This is a genomic window from Candidatus Symbiopectobacterium sp. NZEC127, from assembly GCF_025962675.1.
Lineage (GTDB): Bacteria > Pseudomonadota > Gammaproteobacteria > Enterobacterales > Enterobacteriaceae > Symbiopectobacterium.
Map to the genome: position 1 here is coordinate 347,283 of NZ_JAGFPG010000003.1, position 24,814 is coordinate 372,096.

Genomic DNA, 24,814 nt, shown 5'->3' on the forward strand with positions numbered 1-24,814 from the left:
CAATGGATTCAACGGTGCAGCAATACCTCGATCGCGGGTTACGGGGCTTATGGTATCCGGTACTGGCCAGTTGGGAAGTGCAGGCCAATCCTGTCGGCATCACGCGGTTGGGGGAGCAGATTGTGGTGTGGCGCGACAGCGACGGCCAGGTTCAGGCACTGGAAGACCGCTGCCCGCACCGGGGTGCTCGTCTATCGCTTGGCTGGAACCTTGGCGATCGCATCGCCTGCTGGTATCACGGCGTTGAGGTTGCGGGAGATGGTGTGGTCAAGGATGTACCCGCCGTTGAACGCTGCCCGTTAGTCGGGCAACGGGTGGTGGTGAGCTATCAGGTTAAAGAAGCCTATGGTGCCATTTTTCTTTGGTTCGGTATTACCGCCAACCAGGAAGCGGAGCCGTTGGTGTTTCCTGAAGAGCTGACCGACGGAGAAACTTTCAGTCATTTTCTCTGTACTGCCGCCTGGCGGTGTAACTACCAGTATGCGCTGGAAAATGTGATGGACCCGATGCACGGAACTTACCTGCATTCCGCGTCTCATTCCATGGCGCAGGGGGCGCGTAAAGCGGAGATGGTGCTCGATCCGACATCAAGCGGTTTTATCTTCAGGAAAAAAAATCAATCTGGGGTTAATTTTGATTGGGTGGAGTTAGGTATCAGCGGTGCTTACTGGATGCGGCTCTCGATCCCCTATCAAAAACGTTTCGGCCCCGGCGGCCCTTTCTGGATTGTCAGCATGGTGGTGCCGGAGGATAACGATAACTGCCGCGTTTTTTTCTGGCGCATTCGCCGTGTGGTCGGCTGGCAGCGTGATATGTGGCGTTTTATGTACCGAAACCGTTTGGAGAAATTGCATTGGGCCGTGCTGGAACAGGATCGCATCTTGCTGGAGAACCTGGCGCCGGACGCGAGCGCTTACGAATACCTCTACCAGCATGATGTGGGGCTCTCTCGCTTGCGCCGAATGATGCAAAAAACGGCAAAAACACAGGTGGCAGAGCGGGAAACACAGCCCGCGTTGCGCTGATCGGTGAAGATGCGGTGCCTTGCTCATATTGTGAACAATAAATGAAAGATTATACGTTTATCACCCTATAGCATTATCGCTGGATTTAATAACGGAAAGGTATCAGCGGTAATGATGAGTATTTCGGCAGTAAACAGTAATCAAATCAGTGCGGTGAATAGAGAGACGGTTACCAGTGCTAAAACTGTCCACATTAAAGATGTTTCCACACTAAAGGCAACGTTGAAAGATGTGAAGAACAGCATAGAGGATTTTTGTAAGGGTCTTGATAAACCAGGGATCTTTAAACCGGGTGAAGAGAGTTTTAAACGTCTAAGGGCCGCTTTGGAACGCGTGAACGAGGGCGCAACGACGTTGTTGAGTAAACTCGACGGCTCCTCATATCAGCATCATGCGTCGAAACGGACCAACCTGGAAAAAATAAATGTCGACGTTGATCTTTTGCTTAATAAGATCTGTTCTAAATTCAAGGGTTCACAGCAACAAGCGCAATTTAATCGAGAAAATGAAGACAGGTACAGAGCAAATCAAGCGGAACGCGCAAAAGCGAACTTTGAGCGTAAGCAACACGCCAATCAGATGATTAAAGCAGGAAGAGGCGATGAGCTGTATAACGGCGGTATGGTGAAATAACGGGCTGTTAGCGCAGTTGTACCCTTGAGAATATCTTGAACGTAACGCCCTGCTAAAGTAGGGCGTTACGTTTTGACTGGAGCTTGTTTTACCTACCCCAGGCTTAAAACGGAATATCGTCGTCAAAGTCCATCGGGGGTTCATTGCCGCCAGGCATCGGGGCATTGTTTTGCTGGCGCGGTGCTTGCTGTGCGCCACCGCTGAAGGCCTGACCGCCCTGAGGCTGCTGCGGTTGTCCCCAGCCACCCTGCGGTGCGCTGTTGCCTGCGTTGCCGCCTGCCGGTGCGCCACCGCCTTGACGGCCGCCCAGCATCTGCATGGAGCCGGAAATATCGACCACCACTTCTGTAGTGTAACGATCCTGTCCGCCCTGATCCTGCCATTTACGCGTGCGCAGTTGACCTTCGACATACACCTGTGAGCCTTTGCGCAGGTATTCTCCAGCCACTTCAGCCAGCTTTCCGTACAGCGTGACGCGGTGCCATTCTGTGCGCTCTTTCTGCTCGCCGGTCTGCTTGTCGCGCCAGGTATCTGACGTGGCCAGAGTCAGGTTAGCAACGGCACCACCGTTCGGCAGATAACGGACTTCCGGGTCTTGCCCCAGATTCCCGACAAGAATCACTTTATTAACGCCTCTGCTGGCCATGCTTGTGTCTCCTGATGAGTCAATACGTAAAGTCTAAGCCAGAAATCATAACATGCCAGCACAGTGCTGAGTACCCGCGATGTTGCATCCACACTTTTTTTATTGGTTACATTGTTGCATCAGAGTACTGGATATTTATTCAGTTTTTTGTTAGCGTATTTTTTCTGCTTGTCCCCCCACTGAGCCGCCGTCTGCGGTGCTAAAAAACGCAGCGGGTGATTTTTTGTGTCATAATTGCACGTTTCGTACCGGTTATCTCCGCCTGCGGGATGATGAAAATAGCGTTAACTCCGGGATGTATGTGAATGGATAAGATCGAAGTTCGTGGTGCCCGTACTCATAACCTCAAAAATATCAATCTGATAATTCCGCGCGATAAACTGATTGTGGTCACCGGGCTGTCGGGGTCCGGTAAGTCGTCGCTGGCGTTCGATACCCTGTACGCGGAAGGGCAGCGGCGCTACGTTGAATCGTTGTCTGCCTATGCGCGCCAGTTTCTCTCGTTAATGGAGAAACCGGACGTCGACCATATCGAAGGGTTGTCACCGGCGATTTCCATCGAGCAAAAATCCACGTCTCATAACCCGCGCTCAACCGTGGGCACCATCACCGAGATTCACGACTATTTGCGTCTGCTCTTTGCCCGCGTGGGTGAGCCGCGCTGTCCGGATCACGATGTGCCGCTGGCGGCGCAGACGGTTAGCCAGATGGTGGATAACGTGCTGGCGCAGCCGGAAGGTACTCGCCTGATGCTGCTTGCGCCCATTGTTAAAGATCGCAAAGGGGAGCACACCAAGACGCTGGAAAACCTGGCGACACAAGGCTATATCCGCGCCCGTATCGACGGCGAAGTGTGCGATCTTTCCGATCCGCCCAAGCTGGAATTGCAGAAGAAACACACCATTGAAGTGGTGGTCGATCGTTTCAAAGTGCGTGAAGATTTGGCACAGCGTCTGGCGGAATCGTTTGAAACCGCGCTGGAGCTTTCCGGCGGTAGCGCTATCGTGGCGGATATGGATGACAGCAAGCTGCCTGAACTGCTGTTCTCCGCCAACTTTGCTTGCCCGCAGTGTGGCTACAGCATGCATGAGCTCGAGCCGCGTATGTTCTCCTTTAACAATCCGGCAGGCGCGTGCCCGAGCTGTGATGGGTTGGGCGTGCAGCAGTTCTTCGATCCGGCGCGCGTGGTGCAAAACGGTGAGCTGTCACTGGCGGGCGGTGCGATTCGTGGCTGGGATCGACGTAACTTTTACTATTTTCAGATGCTGCGCTCCCTGGCGGAGCATTACCGCTTTGATGTCGAGGCACCTTACGACAGCCTGAGTGAAAAAATTCGTCACGTCATTCTTTACGGCTCTGGTAAAGACACCATCGAATTCAAATACATCAACGATCGTGGCGATACGTCCGTGCGACGCCATCCCTTCGAGGGCGTGTTGAATAACATGGAGCGGCGTTACAAGGAAACCGAATCAAGCGCAGTGCGCGAAGAGCTGGCCAAGTTCATCAGCAACCGCCCTTGTGCCAGTTGCAGCGGCACGCGTCTGCGTAAGGAAGCGCGCCATGTGTTTGTCGAACAGACCACGCTGCCGCAGATTTCCGACATGAGCATCGGCCATGCGATGACGTTCTTCCAAAACATGAAGCTGAGTGGGCAGCGCGCGCAGATTGCCGAGAAAGTGTTGAAGGAGATCGGCGATCGCTTGAAGTTCCTGGTGAACGTCGGGTTGAACTACCTGTCGCTGTCGCGTTCTGCCGAAACGCTTTCCGGCGGTGAAGCGCAGCGTATCCGACTGGCGAGCCAAATTGGTGCCGGGCTGGTCGGGGTGATGTACGTACTGGACGAACCTTCCATTGGTCTGCATCAGCGGGATAATGAACGCCTGCTGGAGACATTGATCCATCTGCGCAATCTGGGCAACACGGTGATTGTGGTGGAGCATGATGAAGACGCCATTCGCGCGGCGGATCATGTGATTGATATCGGACCGGGCGCGGGGGTGCACGGCGGTCAGGTGGTGGCAGAAGGCTCGGTAGAACAGATTATGGCGGTGCCAGAATCATTGACCGGCCAGTACCTGAGCGGTGAGCGGAAAATCTCAGTGCCGTCGCAACGTGTGCCTGCCGATCCGACCAAAGTGTTGAAGCTGGTGGGCGCAAAGGGCAACAACCTGAAAGATGTCACGCTGACGCTGCCCGTCGGACTGTTCACCTGTATCACTGGTGTCTCCGGTTCCGGTAAATCGACGCTGATTAACGACACGCTGTTTCCGCTGGCGCAACGTCAGCTCAATGGCGCAACGCTGGCGGAACCGGCAGCGTACCGTGAGATTCATGGCCTTGAACATTTTGATAAGGTGATCGATATCGATCAAAGCCCGATTGGGCGCACACCGCGTTCCAACCCGGCGACCTACACCGGCGTATTTACTCCTATCCGTGAACTGTTTGCCGGTGTGCCAGAGGCGAGAAGCCGCGGATACAACCCCGGGCGTTTCAGTTTTAACGTGCGCGGTGGGCGCTGTGAGGCCTGTCAGGGCGATGGCGTCATCAAAGTGGAGATGCACTTCCTGCCGGATATCTATGTGCCTTGCGATCAGTGCAAAGGCAAACGCTACAACCGTGAAACGCTGGAAATCAAATACAAAGGTAAAAGCATTCACGAAGTGCTGGAAATGACCATTGAAGAGGCGCGTGATTTCTTTGATGCCATTCCTGCGTTGGCGCGTAAGCTGCAAACCCTTATCGACGTGGGGCTTTCCTATATCCGTCTTGGCCAGTCGGCGACCACGCTCTCCGGCGGTGAAGCCCAACGTGTGAAACTCTCCCGCGAGTTGTCCAAGCGAGGAACGGGTCAGACCCTGTATATTCTTGACGAGCCGACCACCGGGCTGCATTTTGCCGATATTCAGCAACTGCTGGACGTGTTGCACCAGTTGCGCGATCAGGGCAACACCATTGTGGTGATTGAGCACAATCTGGATGTGATTAAAACCGCAGACTGGATTGTGGACCTGGGGCCGGAAGGGGGCAGCGGTGGCGGTCAAATACTGGTATCCGGCACCCCGGAGACGGTAGCCAATTGCGAAGCGTCGCACACTGCCCGTTTCCTCAAGCCGATATTGGCACGCAAGTAGCGCTGTTCACGACGCCCGGTGTTGCGCCGGGCGTCGTGATTATAAAGGGGGCCACGTTTACTTTTTATTTCGATAAGCACCGCTTTCGCTGTCATGCGCTTATTTCACGCTATTCCTCTCAGCAATAAATATCCTTTCGAACAGAATCACACGAGAATTATTTTCTATTTTCTCTGTGTATGACGCGCCACTTATCCTATTAAAAAATAGCCGCAGAGGTATCTTTTACTTATTGCATGATTCTGTCGATCGATCCACTCATATTGATAGGTTTTGACTTTTATTTGTTAATTTTTAAGTGATTAAAACGATCAATGGTGTAAAGATGATATGCTTACTGCCGATAAACCTAGAGACATCAGGGGTAATCTGGGGCGAAACGAAGCAGACAACAACATCAGCAACGTATTATGACGGCGATTGCTGGGTAACATTAAGCCGCAATTCTTAGCGTCAGATTTTATTTTTTCGATGATAGCACTGAATAATGGGTGAGGGGATGCTATTTCCCTAACATCGACAAAACAGCCATTTATATTGCTTAGTGTTAACGCGAGACAGGCTTCGCCAGCAACAGATCATCACTCATTCTGATGGGATTTAACAATGGAAGAATAACCTGGCTGTGATACGCAATATGGGAAGGAGTGAAGAATGAATATCGCTAACTGGCGCATCGGTTATCGTCTCGGCAGTGGATTTGCTTTTCTGGTACTGATGCTGTTTGTGGTCAATGCGTTCTCAATCTCGAAACTATCGTTGTTTCATGAAGATGCGAAGCTGATTGTCACGCGGGTTTATCCTGATACGGTGACAACCACCGATCTTATCGATGTGGTGAACAGCACGCTGGTTGCCTACCAGCGACTGCTGCTGGTTACCGATCCGGCTCAAGTGAAAAGCACGCTGGAGATGCTGGGCGATCTGCGCAAACGTGGCGGCCAGCTGCTGGATAAATTGGTCGCCAGTAATAGCCCCGAGGCGTCGCAACAGATTATTCGGGATATCCAACAGATTCGCCCACAGTTTCTGGCATCTGGCGATAAGATTATCGCGTCATTGAACGCCGGGGATCGTGAGGCGGGTGTGCGTGAATTCACTACTGCCATGAATGACATACAGCGCAACTACCGCGAGCAAGTGCGCAAACTGGTCGCCTTTCAAAACGGCACCATGTCCAAAACCCTCGACACCATGACGGCCACATACAATCAAACGCGTTTGCTGCTGGTGCTGATCTGCCTGGCGGCGGCAGCGGCGGGCGGTATGATCGCCTGGCTGATTACGCGCAGCGTGACCCGCCCGATTCATCAGGCGCTGGAGTTGGCCGATCGCGTAGCGCAGGGCGATCTTACTTACCACGTACAGGCTGTCCATCAGGATGAAACCGGTTTGCTGCTCAAGGCATTGGATAACATGAACAGCAGCTTGCGTCATATTGTGGGTCAAGTGCGCGACGGCGCCGAGGCGATTTCTACTGCGGCTTCGCAGATTGCCGCCGGTAATCAGGATCTCTCGGCGCGTACCGAAGAGCAGGCCAGCTCGCTGGAGCAAACCGCCTCCTCCATGGAAGAGCTGACTTCAACCATCAAGAACACCGCCGATAACACCCGTCAGGCAACGTCGGTTTCGCATCAGGCATCGGATGCGGCCAAAAACAGCAGTGAAGTGATGCTCTCGGTGACGCAAAAAATGCGCGGTATTCAATCGTCATCGCAGCGCATGGCTGAGATTATCGGCGTTATCGACAGCATTGCGTTTCAAACCAATATTCTGGCGCTCAATGCGGCGGTTGAAGCGGCGCGCGCGGGTGAGCAAGGACGCGGTTTTGCCGTGGTTGCCAGCGAAGTGCGTTCACTGGCGCAGCGCAGCGCGACGGCGGCCAAGGAGATTAAGACGTTGATCGATGATTCCGTCAGCAACATTCAGGACGGGATGAATCTGGTAGACAGTGCCGATGAAACCCTGGGTCGTTTGACCAACCATGTGCAGGATGTTAACGCGATCATTGCGGAGATTTCCCAAGCCAGCCAAGAGCAGAGCGATGGCGTCAGCCAGATTAACGTCGCCGTTGGACAGATTGATACCACGACTCAGCAGAATGCTGCGTTGGTGGAAGAGTCAGCCGCGGCGGCGATGTCGCTGCAATCCCAGGCGTCGGCATTAACCCATACGGTGAGCGCATTCAAACTTAACGCCGGGGAGACGGTTGCCACACCGTTGACCGCGCGGGAATCAACGGTTACCCGGCCTGCCAAGCCTACGCTGGCGTTAGCTACAGGCACCTCCGCGCAGAATAATCAGGACTGGACCTCGTTTTGATCTCTCTTCTGGGCGCAGCATTGGCAGCGCCCAGTTTTTCTTTCCCCTCCAGCACTAATCATTTTGCTGCTTATGCAGCATCAGCGCCAAATCCTCAGGGATATCCTGCACGATCACTTTATTGCGCCCAGCCTTTTTAGCGCGATACAGCGCGTTATCAGCGGTTTTTAGTGCGGCATCGATAGGCACTTCTTTCGGCAGGAAGGAGGTTACGCCAATCGAAATGGTGATGTGTTGGCAGATGGGAAAACTCATTTCTGCGACATTTTTGCGAAGCCGCTCGGCGATGACCACGGCCAGATGGATATCAATGCCGGGCAGCAGCATCAAAAACTCTTCACCGCCGGTTCGGCACACCAGATCCGTTTTGCGCGAGTTGGTTTTAAGATGCCGTCCCAGCATTTTAATCACTTCATCACCCACATCGTGCCCGTAGGTGTCATTCACATTTTTAAAGTGATCAATGTCGATAACAATCACTGAAACGACGCTGTTGTTGAGCAGCGACATTTCAATGTTTTCATGCAATCCACGCCGATTGAGCAGGCCGGTGAGCGGGTCGGTGTGAGCCTGCGAGCTGAGTTTTCCAATACGTTTGTGCAGCAGAATAGTGCCCCACAGGATAACGCGCTTTAGGTGCTCAACTTCGAAATACCAGGAGGATACTGCGCGAATCTTGCTGATGACATCGGGATCGTCCATACGGCTGGCTGCCAATCCCAGCATGCGCAGCGGTTTGGCGATATAGATGGTCAGCAAGGTAATCATAAATAAAGTGATGAGCAGCACCGGAGCGCTTTTCTTGGTCACATCAATCATTACGTTATTTAATGCCTGAGTGACAATATCTTCGGTTTGTAGCGTAAGAATAATCCAATCCGCGCGTTTAACTTTGGCAAACCCGGCTAAAAATGTTGCGCCTTGTGAATCTGTCAGACGAAAATTGCCTTTATTCCCTAATAGCGCCATCTGTTTTAAAGAGTTGTCGTCTATTTTTTGCCCAATTCGATTTTTATCATGATGATAAATAATTGTGCCATCTTTATTGAGGACAAAGGTATCGTAATTATCGTCATCAAACTGCGAATTCATAAATTCATTTGTAGCATTGCGGTTGTTGAGATAAATAGAACCGCCAACGTACCCTAACTGTTCACCTTCGGCATTGTGGATAGGAACAGAAATATAGACAATCAGGTTGCCAATCAGAGAAACATAGGGCTGGCTGATAAAAAAGGTGTTGGCCTGAATGGCGGCTGCATGGGAAGGGGATGTCAGCCGCGCATCAATGACCCCTGGTTGTAATGGCGAGAACGCGCGAACATAGCCCTGTTTATCAATGACCGACACGGAGTTGAAGCGATGGCCAATCTGCCGAATTCGCTCGATCTCATTTTGCAGCGTGTCGGCATTTTTCATGTTATCGGCGAGCAGTTGGGCGCTAAAACTGAGCTGTGACTGGGAAGAGGAAAAAAAAGTTTCGACGGTATTTGCGAGTTTTAATGAATAGTTAAGGTTTATTTTAAAAAACTGATCGGTCAATAATTTTTTTTGCGTGTCGTAGAAGGCGAAATAGCTATTTACAAAAATAACTGACATACCGGAAAGTGCGATGAATAGAATGAGACGTCGTAAATTGACTTGAAGAATAAAATGCTTCTGAAATGATTTCATCTATTATTTTTCTGCTTATTATTGTTGTCGCAAATCAGCGAGCGATCGGCTGTTCAACATCATGATGTAAGTTAATGATTAAGAAAGTGAATGTGAAAAATACCCTTTCTCTTTCACTGTAGGGGGAGACTGGCTCCCGTACACCTCAGACTCAGCTGAGGACTGCGCCCTATCCATCGAAATCTGTTGGGTAATAAAATATGGGATATGTCTTAAGTAGTAGTTCAGCGCAAGCGGGGTGTCAATGTCGCGCTATATAAAAATTTCTTATGAATCACAGTGAAAGGAGAGTGGTTGGAGGAGTGGGACGGCAAAAAGGAAAGGCTTAACGCGGGCGTTAAGCCTTTGATATGCGTTATTGAACCGCCGCGAACGCTTTGGCGACGCGTGCGACGTTGCCCGAATTCAGGCCCGCAACACACATTCTGCCGCTGGCGATCAGATAAACACCAAATTCGTCGCGCAGGCGATCTACCTGTAGCGGGCTAAAGCCGGTGTAACTGAACATGCCGCGCTGTGTCAGCAGGTAGTCAAAATTACGCGTTGGCAGTTCTGCTTTCAGGGCATCCACCAGCGCTTTACGCATGGCGAGAATACGTGAACGCATTTCTTCGACTTCTGCTTTCCACTCCGCATTGCGCGCTGCATCATTTAACACGTTAGAAACCACCTGAGCACCGTAATTCGGCGGTGTCGAGTAGTTACGGCGCACCGTGGCTTTCAACTGCCCCAACACGCGCTGCGCGCTGTCGGCGTCTTCACACACCACGGAAAGCCCGCCAACGCGTTCACTATACAGAGAAAAAATCTTGGAGAAGGAGTTGGCAATCAAGGCCGGAACGCCCGCGCTGGCAACGGCGCGCAGTGCGTAAGCATCGGCGTCAATGCCGCCGCCAAAGCCCTGATAGGCGATATCCATAAACGGAATCAGTTCGTGTTTGATCACCGTTTCAATAATGCGATCCCACTGCGCATTGGTCAGATCGGAGCCGGTCGGGTTATGGCAGCACGGGTGCAGCAGTACGATGCTGCGCGCTGGCAGGCTTTCGAGCGTGGCAATCATGGCATCGAAATTTACCCCCAGCGTTTGCGCATCGAAATAGGGGTAAGTGTGTACCTTGAATCCGGCACCGGCAAAAATAGCGATGTGGTTTTCCCAGGTCGGATCGCTGACCCACACCTCGGATTCCGGGAAATAGTGTTTAAGGAAATCGGCACCTACTTTCAGCGCGCCGGAACCGCCCAGCGTCTGGATAGTGGCGATGCGGTTAGCGGCCAGCGCCGGGTGCTCTGCGCCAAACAGCAGCGTCTGGATTGCGGAACGATAGGGTTGGAAGCCTTCCATGGGCAAATAGGAGGACGCCGCTTTAGGCTGCGCTTCAAGCACATCAACGGCATCGCTCACGGCGCGCAGTTGCGGGATGATGTTCTGTTCGTTGTAATAGAGCCCGATACTGAGATTGATCTTATCTGCGCGTGGATCCTGCTTGTATTTTTCCATCAGGGACAGGATGGGATCGCCGGCATAGGCGTCGACATGTTGGAACACGGTTATTCTCCTGAAATAATCATTTGCTGCGCTTAACGCGCGGCGGGGTATCGGGTAAATCATTATTATCGCTGGCGCGCTTATCCCGGACGCCGTTTAGACCGTATAACGCCCCGGGCGGTGATTCATCGCAATGATTAAGTTAAGAATCACGGCTCCTAATACGGAAACCACCAGCATAGGTATGCTTACCACAAACAGTGAAGCCAGCACAATCACCACATCAAGCGCCATTTGAAATTTGCCAGCGCGTATGCCGTAGTGATCCTGAAGGTAGAGCGCCAAAATATTCACGCCACCCAGACTGGCCTTGTGGCGAAACAGCACGATAAAACCCAACCCAATGATAATGTTGCCAAACAGCGTGGCATAGAAAGGCTGAAGTTTATCGAAGTGAACAAACAGCGGATGTACGTCTGACAGCAGAGAAACCAGCCCGACGGCACAGAAGGTCTTGATGGTGAAATGCCAGCCCATGCGGCGCACGGCCAGATAATAAAACGGCAGGTTGATCAGAAAGAAAATGGTGCCGAACGAGATATGCGTAATGTAGTGCAGCAGGAACGCCATCCCTGCCGTGCCGCCGGTGAGCGCGCCAGATTGGCGTAACAAGATAATGCCAAAAGACACCATCAGTGAGCCAATCAACAGCGCCAGAACATCCTCCAGCAGCGTGTGTTTTAGATTTTCAGTTGCAACAACGTTATCCATGGTGTGCTCAATGGCAGAAAAAATCAAAATGTGACGCAACCAAAGCAAAAAGTGCACCAAAAATGGCGCTGACAGCGGAGTAGCTGGCGCAGTAACACCGATAATAACTATAAGTTATTGAAATACTGCAATTACGCTTTGCACAAAAAATGCATAAAACTTAATTTTTTGCGTGATTCACGCATGATTGGAAGGTTATGCGCGTGTTCTTGTTCTTTTCATGCACTAAAAGGAAGCGCATTGCCCTAATAGGGTGCAAACCTTCAGTTAGGCAACATGAGCCCATTCTCTTTCAGGCGATTCAGTACCACCGAGGTCTTCAGGTGAGAGACGCTTTTATTCTGCGACAAAATGCGACTGATCAGATCGCTCAGCCCTTGCAGATCGGCTACTGCAACTTTCAGTAAATAGTCGGCATCGCCGGTGGTCTTATAGGCATCAATGATCGCATCCACCTCTCCCAGCATCTGGTGAAAGCGCTCCACGTAGTCGGCGGTATGGTTGATCAGGCGCACTTCGATCAAACCGAGACACTCCAGGCCGATGGCATTGGGTGCCAGGCGGGCGTGATAGCCCAGGATTTGCCGAGCCTGCTCAAGCGCAATGCGACGGCGAGAACACTGCGATGCGGATAACCCGATCAGTTCGCTTAGCTCCTGATTGGTCAAGCGAGCGTTGGTTTGCAGTAAGGTCAGCATTTTCAAATCATAATCGTCTATCTGGTACATGGTGCTTTATCCGCATGATGTATCGGGAGATAAAACAGACTAGCAGCTTTTTGTCAGCGCGTGCCGCTTCTTTTCACATCCCGGTTCTCGGGGCGATTGCACAACAAATGGGCATGCACCGTGTTGGCGCAATATCGTGCGTGGAGTGATGCAATTAAGGGCATTTCGTGCATTACGTTGCCTGTTTATGCATCAATCTGTTTTTTACTGCCATGCACTATCATGCGTAGTGATAATAAAAATAATGAATATATTCATGGTATTAGTTTCATTTATGGCAGGCGCTCGTCGTGGCATTGCTGAGGCTGGCCTGATTGTTGCTATGAGATTGCCAACACAACATCTTGTTCGGGGAATGTCATGGATACACCGCAGACAACGGATCAACTGAAAAGAGGGTTAAAAAACCGCCATATCCAGTTGATCGCATTAGGGGGCGCGGTGGGAACCGGGCTGTTTTTGGGGATTGCACAAACCATCAAAATGGCCGGGCCATCGGTACTGTTGGGCTATGCGATTGCCGGGATTATCGCCTTTTTCATTATGCGTCAGTTAGGGGAAATGGTGGTGGAGGAGCCCGTAGCCGGTTCCTTTAGCCATTTCGCCAATAAATACTGGGGCAACTTTGCCGGTTTTATGTCCGGCTGGAACTACTGGGTGCTCTATGTGCTGGTCAGCATGGCAGAGCTTTCCGCCGTCGGTATTTACATTCAATACTGGTTTCCCGATGTGCCAACCTGGGTTTCTGCGGCCGTTTTCTTCCTGCTGATTAACGCCATCAATCTCACTAACGTGAAGGTGTACGGCGAAATGGAATTCTGGTTTGCCATCATTAAAGTGGCGGCGATTATCGGCATGATCGCGTTCGGGTGTTATCTACTGATGAGCGGTCGCGGTGGGCCGGAAGCCAGCGTAGCCAACCTGTGGCAATACGGTGGTTTTTTCCCCAATGGTTTTGGCGGTATGGTGATGGCAATGGCGGTCATCATGTTCTCTTTTGGCGGTCTTGAACTGGTAGGGATCACGGCCGCCGAGGCTGACCAGCCGGAAAAAAGTATTCCGCGCGCCACTAATCAGGTTATTTATCGCATCCTGCTGTTTTATGTGGGCGCGTTGGCGGTGCTGCTGTCGCTGTACCCGTGGCAGAAAGTGGTGGAAGGCGGCAGTCCGTTTGTGCTGATTTTCCACGCGCTGGATAGCAACGTGGTGGCGACCGTGCTCAATCTGGTGGTGCTCTCTGCGGCGCTCTCGGTGTACAACAGCTGCGTCTACTGCAACAGCCGCATGCTGTTTGGCCTGGCGAAACAGGGCAACGCACCACGGGCACTGTTAAGCATCAACAAACGCGGCATTCCGCTGAATGCGCTGGGCGTATCGGCGCTGGCAACCGGGCTGTGCGTGGTGTTGAACTACGTGATGCCGGGCAAAGCGTTTGAGCTGCTGATGGCGCTGGTGGTGTCCGCGTTGGTGATCAACTGGGCGATGATTTGCATTACACACCTCAAGTTCCGCCATGCGATGCAAGCAGCTGCAAAAGAAACGCGTTTCAAAAGCTGGGGCTACCCGGTAACCAACGTGATTTGCCTGCTGTTTCTGGCGGGGATTCTGGTGATCATGGCGATTACTCCCGGTATCCAGATCTCGGTATGGCTGATTCCGGTGTGGCTGGTAGCAATGGCGGTGGCTTACCGAGTGAAGAACCGTAATCGCACGCCAGTAGATATCGCGGTCAGTGACGTGTAATTGGTGAAAAGGGCGTACCCTGCGGTACGCCTTTATGCGTAAACGTTAATCGTCGAGGTACTCCAGCACCAGGCGCTGTGTCACGCGGGTAATCAGTTCGTAAGCGCTGATCTTGGTATGTGCGGCGATCCGCTCTACCGGCAGCGCATCTCCCCACAATATCACCTCATCGCCCACCTGCTCCTGCGCATCCGGCCCCAGATCGACCGTCAACATATCCATCGATACGCGTCCAACCAACGGCACTTCACGGCCATTGACCAGCACTGGCGTACCAAACGGTGCTGAGCGCGGGTAGCCATCGCCATAACCCATCGCGACCACGCCGAGCAGGGTATCGCGCTCGCTGGTCCAGGTACAGCCGTACCCTTCGGCTTCACCCGCTTTGTGCTCGCGCACCGCGATCAGGTGTGAGGTCAGCGTCATCGCCGGTTGCAGCCCAAAATGCGTGGCGGTTTCCGTGGCTAGCGGTGATACGCCGTAGAGAATAATCCCCGGTCGTACCTGATTGCGGTGCGCCTGTGGCCACAGCAGAATGCCGCCGGAAGCCGCGATAGATTGCGCGCCGGGTTTCCCCTCGGTAAAGGCATCAAAGCAGGCGATCTGTTTCAGGGTGGTATTGAACTCAGGCTCATCGGCGCGGCAAAAATGGCTCATGATATTCACCGGTTGCACCACATTGCGGCACTGCGTCAGTCGCTGATAGAACGCCTCAGCATGGTCAGGGCGCACACCCAGACGGTGCATACCCGTATCCAGTTTCATCCACACGGTCAGAGGATGCGGCAAATCGGCCTGCTCCAGTGCCGTCAATTGTTCGACGCTGTGCACCGCGGTTTCCAATTGATGCTGCGCCAGGAGAGGAAGGTCATCGGCAGAGAAAAACCCTTCCAGCAACAGGATGGGTTTGGTGATGCCAGCTTGGCGCAGTGCCAGCGCCTCCGAGAGTCGGGCGACGCCGAAGCAGTCTGCCTCCCCAAGCGTCGTGGCGCATTCCACTGCGCCGTGACCGTATGCATTGGCCTTGACGACGGCGACCAGCCGACTGTTAGGCGCTAACTGACGCACGCGTTGCATATTGTGACGCAATGCGCGGCGACTGATGACGGCGGTTGCCGTTTTCATTTCTACTGTCCTTAACGCAGCCCGCTCAGGTGCGCTATTTATTCATCATCGTATTGTGGACCGGCGTAATTATCAAAACGCGACCACTGCCCGTTGAAGGTCAACCGAACGGTACCGATAGGGCCGTTACGCTGTTTCCCCAAGATAATCTCAGCGATGCCTTTCAAATCGCTGTTTTCATGATAAACCTCATCACGATAGATAAACATAATCAGGTCGGCATCCTGCTCGATGGAGCCAGATTCACGCAAATCGGAGTTGATTGGCCGTTTATCCGCTCGCTGTTCCAAACCGCGGTTAAGCTGAGAGAGCGCGACCACAGGCACCTGCAATTCTTTTGCCAATGCTTTGAGTGAACGAGAGATTTCTGCAATTTCCAACGTTCGGTTATCAGACAAGGAGGGCACCCGCATCAGTTGCAGGTAATCGATCATGATCAGGCTCAGACCATCGTGTTCGCGGAAAACGCGGCGCGCACGGGAGCGCACTTCCGTGGGCGTCAGGCCGGAAGAGTCATCGATATACATGTTCTTCTTCTCAAGCAGAATGCCCATGGTGCTAGAGATACGCGCCCAGTCCTCATCATCTAACTGCCCGGTACGGATACGGGTTTGATCGACGCGCGACAGCGAGGCCAACATACGCATCATGATCTGTTCGCCGGGCATTTCCAGACTGAAGATCAGCACCGGCTTCTCTTGCATCATGGCGGCGTTTTCGCACAGGTTCATGGCAAAGGTGGTTTTTCCCATGGAGGGGCGCGCCGCGACGATAATCAAATCGGATTTTTGCAGTCCGGCGGTTTTTTTATCCAGATCCTGATACCCGCTGGAAACCCCGGTCACCCCGTCGTGCGGGCGTTGGTACAACTGCTCGATGCGTGAGACGGTATTTTCCAGAATACGGTCGATGCTTTTCGGGCCTTCATCCTTGCTGGCGCGGTTTTCGGCGATCTGAAACACGCGCGACTCCGCCAGATCCAGCAGATCTTCACTGCTGCGGCCCTGCGGATCGTAGCCCGCATCGGCGATTTCATGGGCAACGGCGATCATCTCACGCACCACTGCCCGTTCGCGCACGATATCGGCGTAGGCACTGATGTTGGCGGCGCTGGGGGTGTTCTTCGCCAACTCTGCCAGATAAGCAAAACCGCCGACCGTATCCAGCTCGCCTTTTTGCTCCAGCGACTCGGACAGGGTGATGAGATCGATGGGCTTGTTCAATTCCAACAGGCGCTGCATTTCGCTGAACATCAGACGGTGGGCGCGGTTGTAGAAATCGTTAGCGACGACGCGTTCTGCGACGTTATCCCAGCGTTCGTTGTCGAGCATCAAACCGCCCAGAACCGACTGTTCCGCTTCCAGCGAGTGCGGTGGAAGCTTTAACCCTTCCACCTGTCGGTCGCGGGGCTGTTTCGATGGGGGTGCGGTGCGCTTTTCTGCCATGGGATTACGTTCTTTATTGGTTGATTTGTCATTCCATAAGGAGGCATTGTATACGAAACTGACGTGATAAAAACCGTTCTACACTTGCGCCCGCGTGTTTATCGCACCGGATGGCATCAGGAGAAAACATGGCAAAACGCATTCAATTCAGCGCCCACGGCGGCCCTGAGGTACTGGAGTACGTTGATTTTACCCCGCGTGAACCGGCTGCGGGTGAAGTACAAATTGAAAATCGTGCTGTTGGGATCAACTTTATCGATACCTATGTGCGCAGTGGACTGTACCCGGTGCAAACCTTCCCGTCTGGGCTGGGCACGGAGGCGGCGGGTGTGGTGGCGAAAATCGGCGCGGGCGTTAACGGCTTTCAGGTCGGCGATCGCGTGGTGTATGCGCAAGCGGGGCTGGGCGCTTACAGTGCGGTGCACAATGTGGTGGCGGATCGCGTAGCGCACCTGCCGGAGGCTATCAGCTTTGAGCAGGGCGCGGCGTCGTTCCTGAAAGGGCTGACGGTGTACTACCTGTTGCGTGAAACCTATGAGATTAAGCCCGGCGAGACATTCCTGTTCCACGCGGCCGCCGGTGGTGTTGGCCTGATCGCCTGCCAGTGGGCCAAGGCGCTGGGAGCAAACCTGATCGGCACGGTCGGGTCAGATGACAAGGCGGCGCTGGCTCGTCAGGCGGGAGCCTGGGCGACCATCAACTATCGCAGCGAGAACATCGCGCAGCGGGTGCTGGAATTAACTGAGGGGCAGAAGGTGCCCGTGGTGTACGACTCGGTGGGCAAAGACACCTGGGAAGCCTCGCTCGACAGCCTGCAACGTCGCGGTTTGATGGTCAGCTTCGGTAACGCTTCCGGCCCGGTGACCGGCGTGAATCTCGGCATTCTGAACCAGAAAGGGTCGCTTTACGTGACGCGCCCATCGCTGTTTGGCTACGTGACCAACCGCGCAGAGCTGGATAAAGCAAGCCGCGAGCTGTTTTCGCTGATTGCCAGCGGTGCTATCAACGTGGATGTTTCTGCCAACCAGATCTTCGGACTGTCGGAAGCGCAAAAGGCGCATCGCGCACTGGAGAGTCGCCAGACGCACGGTTCCTGCCTGCTGATCCCGGGACGATAAGCGAACCGCGGTAGTAGGTCGTTAGGTGGTAAGTATAAAAAGTAAGGGCCCCAAACGGGGCCCTTGTTGCTGCATTATTTTCGATATTTCATCATGCTGTATGTAGGGTACAGCGTGGCGAACGTCAGCGCATCGAGGCGTAATTTTTTTGGATGATGATGCTCTGACGCGGATGAAATCATTTTTTATTGACTCGCGCAGGCCGCGTGTCCTGTGCGTGTTGCCGGTTACGCAAACCGCCTTGCTACATGGAGGCAGTCATAGTGACCAAGAGCCGCCATCCTAACAGCGGCTTAGGGGAAAAAATATCTGCTGGCGCACAAAATTGGCGTAAATTACCGGGGCCGTGGTGCTCAGAAGCGGTATTTGTTGCTGCCGTCACAACGCGCGGTGTCAGCGGTAATCACGCAGCGGTTTTTGCTGCCAGTAACGCCACAGCCAGACGATCGCCACCGCCAGCAGCAGCCAGGGCAGCACTTTGATGGCGGTGACAATCAATCCACCCACCAGCATCACCACCGCGGCAATGACCAGCGCGCCTAGTACGCCAATCAGTGAAATTCCGGTGACCATTAACATCACAAAAAAGCCCACAACGAACAAAAATTCCAGCATGATTCCTCTCCTCAGTCAGGTGTGCCGTGCTAACGGCAATCGCTACGGGGGTATTACAAGAAGCATGCCAACCTTTCCCCTCTGATAACGTATTGATTTATCAGAAGGGAATGTTGATGCGGACGGCAGGTTGTGGTTATTTTGACTAACTGTTAGTGTTTTTTATGCTACGCGATCGCGCACCAGCGCCAGCGCCGCTTCCACCACCGGGATGCCTGCGCCGGGTTTGTGGGCATTTTCACTTAAGTGTCTACGCCATTGGCGCGCGCCGGGAATACTTTGGAACAAGCCCAGCATATGGCGGGTGATATGGCCCAAATAGGTTCCGTTCGTCAGTTCACGCTCAATGTAAGGGTACATCGCTTCCACCACGCTAAACGGGCTGACGGCGGGCGCATCAATACCGAACAGTTGCGAATCGACATCCAGCAGCAAGCCGGGATTTTGATAGGCTTCGCGCCCCATCATCACCCCATCGAGCTGCGCCAAATGGGTTTTTGCCTCTTCCAGCGTTTTTACCCCGCCGTTAATGGCGATGGTCAATGCCGGAAAATCGCGCTTGAGCTGATAGACGCGCGGATAATCCAGCGGCGGGATCTCGCGATTCTCTTTCGGACTCAGGCCAGAAAGCCAGGCTTTGCGCGCATGGATAATAAAGGTATCGCACTGGCCGCGCTCTGCTACGGTCTGAACAAAATCGCACAGGAAAGCGTAGCTATCCTGATCGTCGATGCCGATACGGGTTTTCACCGTAACGGGGATCGACACCCGATCGCGCATCGCTTTGATGCAATCCGCCACCAGTTCGGCTTCTGCCATCAGGCAGGCACCAAAGCGTCCATTTTGCACGCGATCCGAAGGGCAACCGACGTTGAGATTGATCTCATCGTAGCCGCGTTGCTCTGCCAACTGCGCACACTGCGCCAGTGCGGCAGGATCGCTGCCGCCCAACTGCAACGACACCGGATGCTCGGTATCACTGTAAGCCAGATAATCGCCCTTGCCGTGAATAATGGCACCGGTCGTGACCATCTCGGTGTACAGCAGCGTTTGACGCGTCAATTGACGATGGAAATAGCGGCAATGACGATCGGTCCAATCGAGCATCGGCGCGATGGAGAAGCGTTGTGCGGGAAAGTGGTGCTGAGTATCAGAAGATGGGTGCATACGTCTTACTGTGTCTGGTCAATCGTGATCCCAATACAGGGAAACCTGAGCACAGTGTATCATTGAAAGCCGGCATCATCGACACCGGCTTACGGGTAGTGAATACCGCTTACGCAGCAAATCCACCGATCTTAACCTGCAAAAAGGCGCGCCACGCATCCATATTGCCCAGAAATTCGACCGTCTGGACAATCTCTCTACTGCCGTCGGCGGTTTCCAGCACGAAGGTGGGAAAACCATGTCCACCCACGTTCGCCAGCAATGCACGGCTTTCCTTGAAATGTTGCTCCAGGCCATCAGCGGTAACGAAGGCATACTCATTGGCAAAAGCAACGGGGTCCAATCCGATCTCACTGGCGCACTGTGCCAATACGGCGGCATCAGCGATTTTTCTGCCCTGTTCGTAATGCGCTCGTTGCACATGGTGCAGCATCTCATAGCCCTTGTGGGCCATGCGCTCTGCTGCGATAACGGCTGCCGTCGGCGGCGCGGAATCCAGTATTACGCTGGTGTCGCGCAGCAGCTTATCGAAGTAAGGTCGGCCAAAAGGCTGGCCGGTCAGCTCTGCGATTCGCTGATCGTGAGGCAGTACGTAGTCATGCCACTGCGGCGTGACCTGACGGCGGTTGCTGCCCGTCATCATGCCGCCGCCGTGCAGCACCACATTGACGCCTGACATTGCATGTGCGGCCTGCGCCAGTGGCGCGGCACCGTAGCACCAGCCACACAGCGGGTCATAAATATAGTGCAGGGTTACTGCGGCCATTTCATTTCACCTTTAAGCACTTTGGCACTCAGTTCCAGACTGGACTCTTCGTGCAGGTCGGGGTACTGCTTTTTCATGGTGTCGATCAACGCGGCTGAATCTTTACTGGTAGCCAGCGCTTTTTCCAACGTGTTCAGGTATTGCAGGCTGAACGTGACGCTGCTCAGGCTGTAATCCATCGGCGGCAGGAAGTGACCCGGCACCACTTGTTTCGGTTTCAACTGCTCAATCTGTTGTAACGTCTGACGCCAGTCTGCGCGAGATTGCGGCGTTTGGGTATCGGCAATCCACAGGTGGATATTGGCGGAAACCGGAATCCCCCCTACCACGGTGCTCAGCGACGGGATCCAGACGAAAGTGCGATCCGGCGTCGGTCCTGTCAGGCCTTTCACTTCCAGTTTCTGACCGTCAACAGTGAAGCTATCGCCCTTCAACGGGGTTGGCACAATGATCTTTTGCGGCGCATTTTCTTTCATGATCGGGCCCCAGTAGGCCACTTTACCTGCCTGACTGGCTTCGATCGCCGCGATGGTTGCCGGAGTGGCAATCACTTTCGCGTCCGGGAAGGCGGCCTTGATCACATCCAGACCAAAGTAATAATCCGGATCGGAATGACTGATATAAATGGTTTTCAGCGGCTTGCCGGTGGCTTTAATGCGACCCAACAGGGTTTGCGCATCGTTACGCTGGAACTGGGCGTCAATCAGCGCGACTTCATGTTCACCGACAACCAGTGCAGAAGACACCGGGAAGATACTGGCTTCGCCAGGGTTAAAGACTTCAAGCTTCAACGGGGAGGCGGCGTGGGCCACGGTAGTCATACTCAGGACGGCGGCGGCAACCAGCGTTAAGGTCGATTTTTTCATAGCAGGAACTCCATTCGTTATTCGTTAAAAATTCGATTTGTTTAAAAGTACGCAACGGGGTCTATCTTAAGTTGCAATTATCGGAATAAAAATGGCTAAATGGTGGCTTCTCTGTTGCATAAATCGAGCTAATCATGGATCGCATTACTGCTGCTGAAGTGTTTGTCGCTATTGTTGAACGGGGGAGCATGAGCGCTGCCGCCGAGGTATTGGACATGTCGCGCGCCATGGTGAGCCGCTACCTGAATGAAATGGAAACCTGGGCGCAGGCACGCCTGCTGCATCGCACCACGCGTAAATTGAGTTTAACCGATGCGGGTGAAAAAACCTTACAACGCTGTCGTGAGATGCTGGCGCTGGCGGGAGATATGCGGGTGGAAAACGCCTCGGATGTGGATGCTATCGGCGGGCTGTTGCGTGTCAGCTGCTCCCAATCGCTGGGGCAAACGGCGCTGGGCGTGGCGGTTACGGCATTTTTGCAACGCCACCCGGGTGTGGCGGTGGATATGCAGATGAATAACCGTGCGATCAATTTGGTGGAAGATCGTATCGATCTGGCACTGCGCATCACCAATGCGCTCGACCCCAACCTGATCGCGCGCCCGCTCGGCCAATGTGCGTCCGTGCTGTGCGCCGCGCCTGCTTATCTGGCAAAACAGGGGATGCCGCGTCAACTGAGCGATCTTTCGCTGCACAACTGCCTGACTTACACCTACTTTGGCAAAAGTCTGTGGAATTTTACCCATGATAATGAGCCGGTTACCGTACCCGTCAGCGGCAATCTGAGCGGCAATGAATCGCTGGTGTTGTTATCCAGCGCGCTGGAGGGTGCAGGCATTTCGCTGCAACCGCGCTATTCGGTTCAGCGCCATCTTGCCAGCGGTGCGCTGGTGCCGCTGCTGACAGAGTATCGAGCGCAGGATATGGGCATTTACGGTATTTACGCCTCTCGTCAGCATATGCCGCCTGCGCTGCGTGCGCTGCTGGATTTTTTAGTGCACTGGTTCGCGCATGAGCCGCGCTGGCTGGCGCTGCAAGCGGAATAATGAGCGACTCAGCGCACCAGCACCGCGTCCAGTTGCTCGGCAATGCCTGCCGTATAGTGCGTTAGATGGGTAATCACGGTGTCGACCAGCGCGGAGGCCGGGCGGTGCAGCGGGCGAATCAGACTGACGGTAAAAGGCACCGCGATGCTAAATGGGCGCACCACTACGCCGGAGGCGGCGTAGTCCAACGCGGTGAGCGGGTTGACGATAGAAATGCCGACGCCGGCGCGCACCATGGCGCACACCGATGCCGCACTGTGGGTTTCCAGCACCATATCACGCGCTATTCCTGCGTTATCAAACAGTTTGTCCAGCAGTTGGCGATAGCTGTCGCTGCTTGAAAGGCTGATAAATCGCTCGTGGCGAAAATCTTCTGGTGTCAGTATCTGGCGCGCGGCTAAACGGTGCTGTGCGGGCAACACACACACTTCGTTCAACGTGAGTAGGGTATGTCGCTCGGTGCCTGCGGGCGTCACGCTGTTCTCTGTCAGCCCGAGATCGTGGCGCTGTGCTGACAGCCACTCTTCCAACAGTGGCGACTCCTGAGGAATGACGTTCAGGCTGAGCGAGGGATAGCTGTCCAGCAGCGGTTTGCACACGTTAGGGAGCAAGGACTGAGAAAACACCGGCAGGCAGGCGATAGAAAGCTGTGCCTGTTCAAAGCGCCGAATGTCGCGCGCGGCATTGATGATGCGATCCAACCCGTAGTAGGAACGTTGCACCTCTTCGAACAGCTGTAGCCCCTGTGCCGTAGGGTGCAGGCGTCCGCGTACCCGCTCGAACAACGCCATGTGTACCAGATGCTCGAAGCGCGCCAGCTCGCGGCTGACGGTGGGTTGCGAGGTATTGAGCAACGCGGCGGCCTCGGTGAGATTACCGGTGGTCATGACGGCATGAAAAATTTCAATGTGGCGCAGTGAAATGGTCGGCATCGTGGCCTCAGTCGTGGTTGCCTCGCTGACCGATATCATAAATGAATAGCTTGGCCGGGATTTATTTATTTTTTCACCAAATGCGGAGGAAATCGCGCTTGATGGCTGCTCAATCAATGGCTAAGCATATTTTCTGCGGTTAATGTCACATGACGGTAATGTTATCACTGTGTTCACGGCCTCTGAATGGATGAAGCCATGAGGCTGAACTATCATCGGGTTACTGCACTTCATGCAGGGGCATTTCACCAGAGTCAAACATCGATATCGCGCAATGTTCACCATGACCGGGAATGTCGTGCGTCACCCGTTGGGTACGCTCTGTTCCCAGCTTGCGCTGACATACGGTTGTCATACACCCGACATATAACTTTCATCCCGCTGTGCTGAATTGGCGTAGTCATTGCTGGCTAGGACCAGCGTCGCGAACCTATGAAATCAGGAGCATCATGATGAAGAAATTGTTGTCTTCCGTGTTAATCAGTAGCGCACTGTTCTCCTCAATCGCTTTTGTTTCCGCCCCGGTGTTGGCGCAGGATCTGGCTGTGCTGGAAAAAGCCGCGCGGGCTGAAGGCGCGGTAAACAGCGTAGGGATGCCGGACAGCTGGGCCAACTGGAAAGATACCTGGCAGGATCTCTCTGCCCACTATGGTTTGAAGCACAGTGATACCGATATGTCTTCCGCGCAGGAAATCGCCAAGTTTGCGGCTGAAAAACAGAATGCCAGCGCCGATATCGGCGACGTGGGTGCCGCGTTCGGCCCGATTGCGGTGCAAAAAGGCGTAACCCAGCCCTATAAACCGACCACCTGGGAACAGGTGCCTGACTGGGCTAAAGATAAAGACGGGCATTGGGCGCTGGCTTATACCGGATCTATCGCCTTTATTATCGATAAACAGCAGGTGAAAGAGATCCCACACAGCTGGGCCGACCTGCTCAAAGGCAACTACGTGGTGACCATCGGTGACGTTAACTCGGCGTCGCAGGCGGTAAGCGGGGTGCTGGCCGCCAACTTTGCGCTGGGCGGTGACGAGAAAAACCTGAAACCGGCGTTGGAGTTCTTCGGCAAGCTGGCGAAGGCGGGCCGTCTTGGCGTGACCGATCCGGTGATCTCGAATATCGAAAAAGGGGAGGTGCAGGTTGGCGTGGTGTGGGATTTCAACGGCCTGAACTACCGCGATAAAATCAACAAAGATCGCTTTGAAGTGCTGATCCCTTCCGATGGTTCGGTGATCTCCGGTTACACCACTATCATCAATAAATATGCCAAAAACCCCAATGCGGCCAAGCTGGCACGTGAGTACATCTTCTCTGATGCCGGGCAGATCAATCTGGCGCGCGGCTATGCGCGCCCGATCCGCGCGCAGTACATCACGCTGCCGGACGATGTGAAGGCTAAACTGTTGCCGGAAGAACAGTACAAAAGCGTGCGTCCAATCGCTGACGGCGAAGCCTGGGATAAAACCGTGAAAACGCTGCCGCGTCAGTGGCAAGAGCACGTGATTATCAATATGAAACAGTAAGGCCTGCTCCTGTGCGCACCCTGTCCGTGCCCGGATAGGAGGC

21 protein-coding genes are annotated in these 24,814 nt (G+C 53.8%); 8 read left to right on the plus strand and 13 right to left on the minus strand.

Features of this window, described 5'->3' with window-relative positions; all coding sequences use genetic code 11:
• Window positions 1-2: 2 nt before the first annotated feature.
• Window positions 3-1,025, plus strand: a complete 1,023-nt coding sequence (locus J5069_RS14960) for an aromatic ring-hydroxylating oxygenase subunit alpha (RefSeq protein WP_264644631.1) — start codon at window positions 3-5, stop codon at window positions 1,023-1,025.
• A 111-nt stretch (window positions 1,026-1,136) separates the two neighbouring features.
• Window positions 1,137-1,658: a hypothetical protein gene (locus J5069_RS14965; protein ID WP_264644632.1), complete on the plus strand. Its 522-nt coding sequence runs from the start codon at window positions 1,137-1,139 to the stop codon at window positions 1,656-1,658.
• Between the two features lie 103 nt (window positions 1,659-1,761).
• On the opposite strand, the gene J5069_RS14970 is transcribed toward J5069_RS14965, so the two are convergent.
• The gene (locus J5069_RS14970; RefSeq protein WP_264644633.1) at window positions 1,762-2,304 is read right to left on the minus strand and encodes a single-stranded DNA-binding protein; all 543 of its coding nucleotides are present in this window, start codon (window positions 2,302-2,304) and stop codon (window positions 1,762-1,764) included.
• Between the two features lie 305 nt (window positions 2,305-2,609).
• Here J5069_RS14970 and uvrA point away from each other — a divergent pair, with 305 nt between their 5' ends.
• Both uvrA and J5069_RS14980 read left to right on the plus strand, forming a co-directional pair.
• Entirely contained in the window at window positions 2,610-5,441 is a 2,832-nt protein-coding gene (uvrA, locus tag J5069_RS14975; RefSeq protein ID WP_264644634.1) for an excinuclease ABC subunit UvrA, read from the plus strand.
• Between the two features lie 654 nt (window positions 5,442-6,095).
• Complete coding sequence (locus tag J5069_RS14980; RefSeq protein WP_264644635.1) at window positions 6,096-7,763, plus strand: methyl-accepting chemotaxis protein; 1,668 nt, start codon at window positions 6,096-6,098, stop codon at window positions 7,761-7,763.
• A 54-nt stretch (window positions 7,764-7,817) separates the two neighbouring features.
• Here J5069_RS14980 and J5069_RS14985 read toward each other — a convergent pair whose 3' ends face one another.
• From J5069_RS14985 to J5069_RS15000, 4 genes are all read right to left on the minus strand, one after another.
• A complete protein-coding gene (locus tag J5069_RS14985) occupies window positions 7,818-9,437 on the minus strand; it encodes a sensor domain-containing diguanylate cyclase (protein ID WP_264644636.1) in 1,620 nt (539 codons plus the stop codon).
• A gap of 355 nt (window positions 9,438-9,792) precedes the next feature.
• Window positions 9,793-10,986, minus strand: coding sequence for an aromatic amino acid transaminase (locus J5069_RS14990; protein ID WP_264644637.1), 1,194 nt, complete (start codon window positions 10,984-10,986; stop codon window positions 9,793-9,795).
• Between the two features lie 96 nt (window positions 10,987-11,082).
• Window positions 11,083-11,697 (minus strand): YitT family protein, encoded by a 615-nt coding sequence (locus tag J5069_RS14995; RefSeq protein WP_264644638.1) that lies wholly within the window; start codon window positions 11,695-11,697, stop codon window positions 11,083-11,085.
• A 263-nt stretch (window positions 11,698-11,960) separates the two neighbouring features.
• A complete protein-coding gene (locus J5069_RS15000; RefSeq protein ID WP_264644639.1) occupies window positions 11,961-12,425 on the minus strand; it encodes an Lrp/AsnC family transcriptional regulator in 465 nt (154 codons plus the stop codon).
• Between the two features lie 360 nt (window positions 12,426-12,785).
• Here J5069_RS15000 and J5069_RS15005 point away from each other — a divergent pair, with 360 nt between their 5' ends.
• The gene (locus J5069_RS15005) at window positions 12,786-14,168 is read left to right on the plus strand and encodes an amino acid permease (RefSeq protein WP_264644640.1); all 1,383 of its coding nucleotides are present in this window, start codon (window positions 12,786-12,788) and stop codon (window positions 14,166-14,168) included.
• 45 nt (window positions 14,169-14,213) lie between these two features.
• Here the strand turns inward: J5069_RS15005 and alr are convergent, their stop codons facing one another.
• Window positions 14,214-15,293, minus strand: a complete 1,080-nt coding sequence (alr, locus tag J5069_RS15010) for an alanine racemase (protein ID WP_264644641.1) — start codon at window positions 15,291-15,293, stop codon at window positions 14,214-14,216.
• Window positions 15,294-15,331: 38 nt separating this feature from the next.
• Entirely contained in the window at window positions 15,332-16,738 is a 1,407-nt protein-coding gene (gene dnaB / locus J5069_RS15015; protein WP_264644642.1) for a replicative DNA helicase, read from the minus strand.
• 128 nt (window positions 16,739-16,866) lie between these two features.
• Here dnaB and J5069_RS15020 point away from each other — a divergent pair, with 128 nt between their 5' ends.
• A complete protein-coding gene (locus J5069_RS15020) occupies window positions 16,867-17,856 on the plus strand; it encodes a quinone oxidoreductase (RefSeq protein ID WP_264644643.1) in 990 nt (329 codons plus the stop codon).
• 393 nt (window positions 17,857-18,249) lie between these two features.
• Here the strand turns inward: J5069_RS15020 and pspG are convergent, their stop codons facing one another.
• The 4 genes from pspG to J5069_RS15040 form a co-directional block, all read right to left on the minus strand.
• The gene (gene pspG / locus J5069_RS15025) at window positions 18,250-18,471 is read right to left on the minus strand and encodes an envelope stress response protein PspG (RefSeq protein ID WP_264624700.1); all 222 of its coding nucleotides are present in this window, start codon (window positions 18,469-18,471) and stop codon (window positions 18,250-18,252) included.
• Between the two features lie 162 nt (window positions 18,472-18,633).
• Window positions 18,634-19,638, minus strand: coding sequence for a tRNA dihydrouridine(20/20a) synthase DusA (gene dusA / locus J5069_RS15030; RefSeq protein ID WP_264644644.1), 1,005 nt, complete (start codon window positions 19,636-19,638; stop codon window positions 18,634-18,636).
• Window positions 19,639-19,747: 109 nt separating this feature from the next.
• Window positions 19,748-20,404, minus strand: a complete 657-nt coding sequence (locus J5069_RS15035) for a DsbA family protein (protein WP_264644645.1) — start codon at window positions 20,402-20,404, stop codon at window positions 19,748-19,750.
• A complete protein-coding gene (locus tag J5069_RS15040) occupies window positions 20,392-21,270 on the minus strand; it encodes an MBL fold metallo-hydrolase (protein WP_264644646.1) in 879 nt (292 codons plus the stop codon). The genes J5069_RS15035 and J5069_RS15040 overlap by 13 nt, the downstream gene beginning before the upstream one ends.
• A gap of 134 nt (window positions 21,271-21,404) precedes the next feature.
• On the opposite strand from J5069_RS15040, the gene J5069_RS15045 reads away from it, so the two are divergent.
• Window positions 21,405-22,316: a LysR family transcriptional regulator gene (locus tag J5069_RS15045; RefSeq protein ID WP_264644647.1), complete on the plus strand. Its 912-nt coding sequence runs from the start codon at window positions 21,405-21,407 to the stop codon at window positions 22,314-22,316.
• An 8-nt stretch (window positions 22,317-22,324) separates the two neighbouring features.
• On the opposite strand, the gene J5069_RS15050 is transcribed toward J5069_RS15045, so the two are convergent.
• Window positions 22,325-23,248 (minus strand): LysR family transcriptional regulator, encoded by a 924-nt coding sequence (locus tag J5069_RS15050; RefSeq protein WP_264644648.1) that lies wholly within the window; start codon window positions 23,246-23,248, stop codon window positions 22,325-22,327.
• 220 nt (window positions 23,249-23,468) lie between these two features.
• Window positions 23,469-23,603, minus strand: a complete 135-nt coding sequence (locus J5069_RS15055; protein WP_264644649.1) for a hypothetical protein — start codon at window positions 23,601-23,603, stop codon at window positions 23,469-23,471.
• A gap of 97 nt (window positions 23,604-23,700) precedes the next feature.
• Between J5069_RS15055 and J5069_RS15060 the strand changes: the two genes are divergently transcribed.
• Window positions 23,701-24,771, plus strand: a complete 1,071-nt coding sequence (locus J5069_RS15060; protein ID WP_264644774.1) for an ABC transporter substrate-binding protein — start codon at window positions 23,701-23,703, stop codon at window positions 24,769-24,771.
• The last annotated feature ends 43 nt before the right edge of the window (window positions 24,772-24,814 follow it).

Coding starts and splice junctions, on each gene's coding strand:
- J5069_RS14960 (WP_264644631.1), top strand. CDS start 3: ATGGATTCAACGGTGCAGCAATACCTCGATCGCGGGTTACGGGGCTTA.
- J5069_RS14965 (WP_264644632.1), top strand. CDS start 1,137: ATGATGAGTATTTCGGCAGTAAACAGTAATCAAATCAGTGCGGTGAAT.
- J5069_RS14970 (WP_264644633.1), bottom strand. CDS start 2,304: ATGGCCAGCAGAGGCGTTAATAAAGTGATTCTTGTCGGGAATCTGGGG.
- uvrA (WP_264644634.1), top strand. CDS start 2,610: ATGGATAAGATCGAAGTTCGTGGTGCCCGTACTCATAACCTCAAAAAT.
- J5069_RS14980 (WP_264644635.1), top strand. CDS start 6,096: ATGAATATCGCTAACTGGCGCATCGGTTATCGTCTCGGCAGTGGATTT.
- J5069_RS14985 (WP_264644636.1), bottom strand. CDS start 9,437: ATGAAATCATTTCAGAAGCATTTTATTCTTCAAGTCAATTTACGACGT.
- J5069_RS14995 (WP_264644638.1), bottom strand. CDS start 11,697: ATGGATAACGTTGTTGCAACTGAAAATCTAAAACACACGCTGCTGGAG.
- J5069_RS15000 (WP_264644639.1), bottom strand. CDS start 12,425: ATGTACCAGATAGACGATTATGATTTGAAAATGCTGACCTTACTGCAA.
- J5069_RS15005 (WP_264644640.1), top strand. CDS start 12,786: ATGGATACACCGCAGACAACGGATCAACTGAAAAGAGGGTTAAAAAAC.
- alr (WP_264644641.1), bottom strand. CDS start 15,293: ATGAAAACGGCAACCGCCGTCATCAGTCGCCGCGCATTGCGTCACAAT.
- dnaB (WP_264644642.1), bottom strand. CDS start 16,738: ATGGCAGAAAAGCGCACCGCACCCCCATCGAAACAGCCCCGCGACCGA.
- J5069_RS15020 (WP_264644643.1), top strand. CDS start 16,867: ATGGCAAAACGCATTCAATTCAGCGCCCACGGCGGCCCTGAGGTACTG.
- pspG (WP_264624700.1), bottom strand. CDS start 18,471: ATGCTGGAATTTTTGTTCGTTGTGGGCTTTTTTGTGATGTTAATGGTC.
- dusA (WP_264644644.1), bottom strand. CDS start 19,638: ATGCACCCATCTTCTGATACTCAGCACCACTTTCCCGCACAACGCTTC.
- J5069_RS15035 (WP_264644645.1), bottom strand. CDS start 20,404: ATGGCCGCAGTAACCCTGCACTATATTTATGACCCGCTGTGTGGCTGG.
- J5069_RS15040 (WP_264644646.1), bottom strand. CDS start 21,270: ATGAAAAAATCGACCTTAACGCTGGTTGCCGCCGCCGTCCTGAGTATG.
- J5069_RS15045 (WP_264644647.1), top strand. CDS start 21,405: ATGGATCGCATTACTGCTGCTGAAGTGTTTGTCGCTATTGTTGAACGG.
- J5069_RS15050 (WP_264644648.1), bottom strand. CDS start 23,248: ATGCCGACCATTTCACTGCGCCACATTGAAATTTTTCATGCCGTCATG.
- J5069_RS15055 (WP_264644649.1), bottom strand. CDS start 23,603: ATGACAACCGTATGTCAGCGCAAGCTGGGAACAGAGCGTACCCAACGG.
- J5069_RS15060 (WP_264644774.1), top strand. CDS start 23,701: ATGAAGAAATTGTTGTCTTCCGTGTTAATCAGTAGCGCACTGTTCTCC.